Origin of the sequence: Bradyrhizobium sp. (assembly GCF_035570375.1) — a bacterium.
In the GTDB taxonomy this organism is placed as follows: domain Bacteria; phylum Pseudomonadota; class Alphaproteobacteria; order Rhizobiales; family Xanthobacteraceae; genus Bradyrhizobium.
The window spans coordinates 1-4,648 of record NZ_DATMLW010000183.1 but is presented as its reverse complement, the minus strand read 5'-3'; the positions used below and the strand labels follow the sequence as shown (position 1 = coordinate 4,648).

Genomic DNA, 4,648 nt, shown 5'->3' with positions numbered 1-4,648 from the left:
AGCGCCCCTGATCTTACTTCGCCATCGTCACCGCCGGCGCCATCACAAATCCCTCATACCCATTGGCGGCCACATCATCACATTTCTGCCGATACGCCCCGACCCCGCCAATATACGGCAGAAAAACCCTAGGCTTGCCGGGTATATTCGCCCCCATGTACCAGGACGCCGCCTTCGGATAGAGCGTGCGATGCGCGACCTCGTTGACATGCGCCACCCACGCCTCCTCGGCTTCTGCCGTCGGCTCGATGCAGCCGAGGTCTTGCTTGCCCATTTCGGCGAGGCAGTCGCTGATCCAGTCTACGTGTTGCTCGATGGAAACGATCATATTGCTGAGCACCGACGGGCTGCCCGGGCCGGTGATCATGAACAGATTCGGGAAACCCGCCGTCATCAGGCCTAGATAAGTACGCGGCCCCGCTTCCCATTTCGCCGCAAGGGTCTGGCCGTGGCGGCCGCGGATGTCGACACGCGTCAGCGTTCCGGTCATGGCATCGAAGCCGGTCGCAAAAACGATGTCGTCAACCGCACAGACTTGGCCGCCCTGGCGCACGCCGGCAGGCGTGATCGCCTGGATCGGATCGTTGCGGACATCGACCAGGGTGACGTTGGGGCGGTTGAAGGCGGCGAAATAATTGGTGTCGACGCAGATGCGCTTGGTGCCGATAGGATAGTCCTTCGGGCAGAGGAGCTCGGCGACCGCCGGGTCCTTAATGATTTCGCGGATGCGCGCGCGCACGAAATCGGCGGCGGTGTCATTCGAGGCCTGGTTCAGCGCGAGGTCGTTATAGGCCGCCATAAAGCGCACACCGCCCTTCTGCCAGCGCTCGGCGTAGGTGCGCTCGCGCTCCTCGGGAGTATCGTCGAGCGCCGATTTGTCGTTGAGATCGTAGAGGATGCCGTTGCGCATGTGCCGCGCCGTCTCGCGGCGTGCGGCATATTCGGTCTTCCACTCGGTCTCGTACTCGCAGGTCATCGGGCCGTTGCGCGACGGGATGCTGTAATTCGGCGTGCGCTGGAACACCGTGACGTGTGCGGCCTGCTCGGCGATGACGGGTACCGCCTGGATCGCGGAGGAGCCAGTGCCTATGACCGCAACGCGGCGGCCTGCGAAGTCCACCGGCTCATGCGGCCATTCGCCGGTGTGGAAGGTTCGGCCTTCGAAGGTCTCGATACCGGGAAAATCGGGCACGCGTCCCGTGGAGAGGCAGCCGGTCGCCATCACGATGTAGCGGGCGGTGACGGTCTCGCCGATGCTCGTATGCACCGTCCAACGCGCGCTTGCCTCGTCGAAAATCGCGGCATGGACGCGTGCGTTGAAGGTGATCAAACGGCGGAGGTCAAACCGCTCGGCGACATGGTTCGCGTAGCTGAGAATTTCCGGCTGCGCGGAAAACAGCTCGCTCCACTGCCAGTCCTGCTGCAGCTCCTCCGAGAAGCCGAACGAATACTGCATGCTCTCGACATCGCAGCGGGCGCCGGGATAGCGATTCCAGTACCAGGTGCCGCCGACGCCGCCCCCCGCCTCGAGGGCGCGCACGTCAAGACCGAGCTTGCTCAGGCAATGCAGCAGGTAAAGGCCGGCGAAGCCGGCACCGACGACGAGGACGTCGATCCGCCTGGCTTGCGTCGCCAAGGACCGGTTATCGGACTGGTTGTCGAGCGGCATGCGATTTTCCTCATAGCTCAATTGGGCATGATCTGCGACGATTCGGGCGGAGAAGGTCGGTCGATCAAGCGGCCGCCGCCAGCACCATCCGGGATGCCTTCTCGCCGATCATGATCGACGGCGCATTAGTGTTGCCTGAGGTCAGTGTCGGCATGATCGACGCATCGGCAACGCGCAGCCCTTCCATGCCGCGCACCCGAAGCTGGTCATCGACCACCGCCATCGGGTCCGAGCCCATCTTGCTGGTGCCGACCGGGTGTTGGTGGTTTCAGCGTTGTTCCTCACCCAGCTGAGCAATTCGTCGTCGGTTTGGATATTTAAGCCGGGCGCGATTTCGTCGGTGGCGATGCCTCGCATGGCGGGTGCCGTCATGATGCGCCGGGTGACGCGCATCGCTTCCAGCGTCACCTCGCGGTCGAGCTGTGCGCTCAGGAAATTGAAGCGGATCGCCGGCGGCATATTCGGCGCTTTCGAGGACACATGAATGCTGCCGGTGCTCTCCGAGCGCAGGATGTTCATGATCGCGGTGACGCCGGAATCCTTCGCAAGCTTAAAATTCTCGCCGACCAGGAAGGGAATCCACGAGATCGCGGCGTCCGGTGCATCCAGCCCGGCGCGGGTGCGAACATACGCACGGATCGGCGCCGCCGGCAGGCCAAGCAGTCCCTTATGTGTGAGGGCGTATCTCAGAGCCTGCCAGCACAAGCCAAGGCCGCGCGCCTTGTCGTTGTAGGTCAAACCGAGCGAGAGCGGCACCGTCCACTTCATGCGCGGTGAGTAATGATCGCGCAGATTCTCGCCAACGCCCTTGAGCTCGTGGCGAACCTCGATGCCGACGCTTTTGAGCCGTTCTGGCTGGCCGATGCCGGACAGTTCCAGAAGCTGCGGCGAATTGATCGAACCGGCGCTGACGACGACCTCCCGGTTGGCGCGGGCTTCGTGCTGCTGGCCGTTTACATTGTAGCGCACGCCGACGCAGCGCTTGCCCTCGATCAGCAGGCGTTCGGTCAGCGCGTTGGCCTGGATCGTCAGGTTTGGCCGCCGTCGCGCCGGATCCAAATAGCAGACGGCGGTGCTCATCCGGCGACCGCCGCGGATCGTCGTTTGGGTCATGCCGATACCGTCTTGCGTCGCGCCGTTATAGTCCCTGGTGTAGGCGATGCCGACCTCGCCGGCCGCCTTGATCAGCGCGTCGTAAATCGCCCCGCTCTCGTTACTTTCGCTGACCTTCAGCGGCCCGCCGCGGCCGCGGTACTCGTCGTCGGCATCGCCCTGGTAACTTTCCATGTCCCGGAAAATCGGCAATACCTCGCGGTAGCTCCAACCGCGATTGCCGAGCTGCGCCCAGGTATCGTAGTCCTGCGACTGGCCGCGCACGAAGACCATGCCGTTGATCGAAGAGGAGCCGCCCAGGAGCTTCCCGCGCGGGATGGGAATGCGGCGCTGGCCCGTGCCTTCGTCGGGCTCCGACGAATACAGCCAGTTGGCGGCGGAATTTTCGATCAGCCTCGCGAAACCGATCGGGATGCGCGACCAGGGGTGGCTTTCCCTGCCCGCCTCAAGCACCAATACCCTGTTTTTGCCGTCGCCGCTCAGTCGGTTCGCCAGCACCGATCCGGCCGATCCCGCACCCACCACGATATAATCAAAGACCTGATTTTCCATTTTGAACCGTCGTTCTGCAATTTCCTGGGCCTGATGCCACCGCGCTTACGATCCCAACCCATCCCATTTTGAGGCAGCCAATGACTGCGCTAACCGGTCCCGTCGGGTAGTCCGATCTGAATGTTAGTTTCGGGCCGGCCTTGGCGCCAGCGGGAGCACCGCGCACGAGCTTCGCCCGCTCGGCTCATCCTCGGTCAATTTGAAACACAAGCTCCTAACGTCCCAGCGTGATACGGGAGATAGAGATCTGGCGCGTCGCGGTGCTGATGGTCAATCGCTACGCCGACGAGGCCGAGGCGAATAGCTTCCGGCGTGCCGAGGAGCGAGCAGCGGAAGGCGATCACGCTGGCGCGGCTATCTGGCGTCGGGTCACAGTCGCGATCGAGCACCTTACCGACACGACGGGACCACTGATCTGATAATGGTTCGATCTAGGCGAGGACGGACCCATATGAGTGTCACGGAACATCGCGAGGGAACGGCACCCGGACTGGTGCTGATTGGGCGAGCGAGCAGCCGGGGTAGCAGCTTTGAATCGCGAACAATGGATAGATTGGTATCGAGATGGTGAGAACATTCAGCAGGCGCCTCTCACAACAACAAGATCCAAACCGAGTTGAACCCGTCCGGAAACCGGGACTCGATCTCCTTGAAAAAGATGAGGTAAAAACAAAGCGTCCGAGTATGTGGAACATCGTCCTCTATAACGACGATTACACGCCTATGGATTTTGTTGAATTCGTCCTGAAGACCGTATTTCATATATCGACTCTCGATGCTCTGGCCTTGACCTTGGCGGTCCATACGAAAGGTAAGGGCATCGCCGGTACCTATACCTTTGAGGTCGCCGAACAAAAGCAATGCGAAGTCTTGTTGATGGCCAAGGTCGAGGAGCATCCGCTGCGGGTTGAGGTAGAGAGGGTTTGACGGCAGATCGAAAATCCAGCCCAACGTGGTCCCCGGTAAATTCGGCATGCTGTCGCCGCATGCGACTCGGAAATGCCCCTAGGGTCATTCCGAAGGGCCACTGATGCGTTATCTTTGCGTCCGGACACCAGCTGCGCTTTCTTCCGTCGGTGAAGTTGAGACGCGATTGCCGCCACGCCGGTGAGCGAGAAGGTCACGAACACAACGCCGAGCCGGTAGGTTAGCGCTGCCGTGATCCAGTGCCACGGGTGACCACCAACCTGATCGCGCAATGCTGTCGTCGCTGCCGTCAATAGGTAGAACCGATGAGCCGAAGCCGAAGGCCTCGTACACCAATGCGGATTCTCGCCGTCATGGCGATGGGAGTCATTCTGTTCGCGACAAGCG

At 61.7% G+C, this 4,648-nt stretch carries 3 protein-coding genes and 1 pseudogene; 2 read left to right on the top strand and 2 right to left on the bottom strand.

Annotation, left to right across the window (positions count from 1 at the left end):
• Positions 1 to 13: 13 nt before the first annotated feature.
• Together VNX23_RS19665 and VNX23_RS19660 are read right to left on the bottom strand one after the other, a co-directional pair.
• Positions 14 to 1,669 carry an NAD(P)/FAD-dependent oxidoreductase gene (locus tag VNX23_RS19665; protein WP_325632701.1) on the bottom strand — a complete coding sequence of 552 codons (1,656 nt, stop codon included), beginning with the start codon at positions 1,667 to 1,669 and terminating at the stop codon, positions 14 to 16.
• Between the two features lie 64 nt (positions 1,670 to 1,733).
• Positions 1,734 to 3,334 (bottom strand): annotated as a pseudogene (locus tag VNX23_RS19660) (GMC family oxidoreductase).
• 227 nt (positions 3,335 to 3,561) lie between these two features.
• Here VNX23_RS19660 and VNX23_RS19655 point away from each other — a divergent pair.
• Together VNX23_RS19655 and VNX23_RS19650 are read left to right on the top strand one after the other, a co-directional pair.
• Entirely contained in the window at positions 3,562 to 3,753 is a 192-nt protein-coding gene (locus tag VNX23_RS19655; RefSeq protein ID WP_325632699.1) for a hypothetical protein, read from the top strand.
• Positions 3,754 to 3,898: 145 nt separating this feature from the next.
• Positions 3,899 to 4,261 (top strand): ATP-dependent Clp protease adaptor ClpS, encoded by a 363-nt coding sequence (locus VNX23_RS19650; protein ID WP_325632698.1) that lies wholly within the window; start codon positions 3,899 to 3,901, stop codon positions 4,259 to 4,261.
• The last annotated feature ends 387 nt before the right edge of the window (positions 4,262 to 4,648 follow it).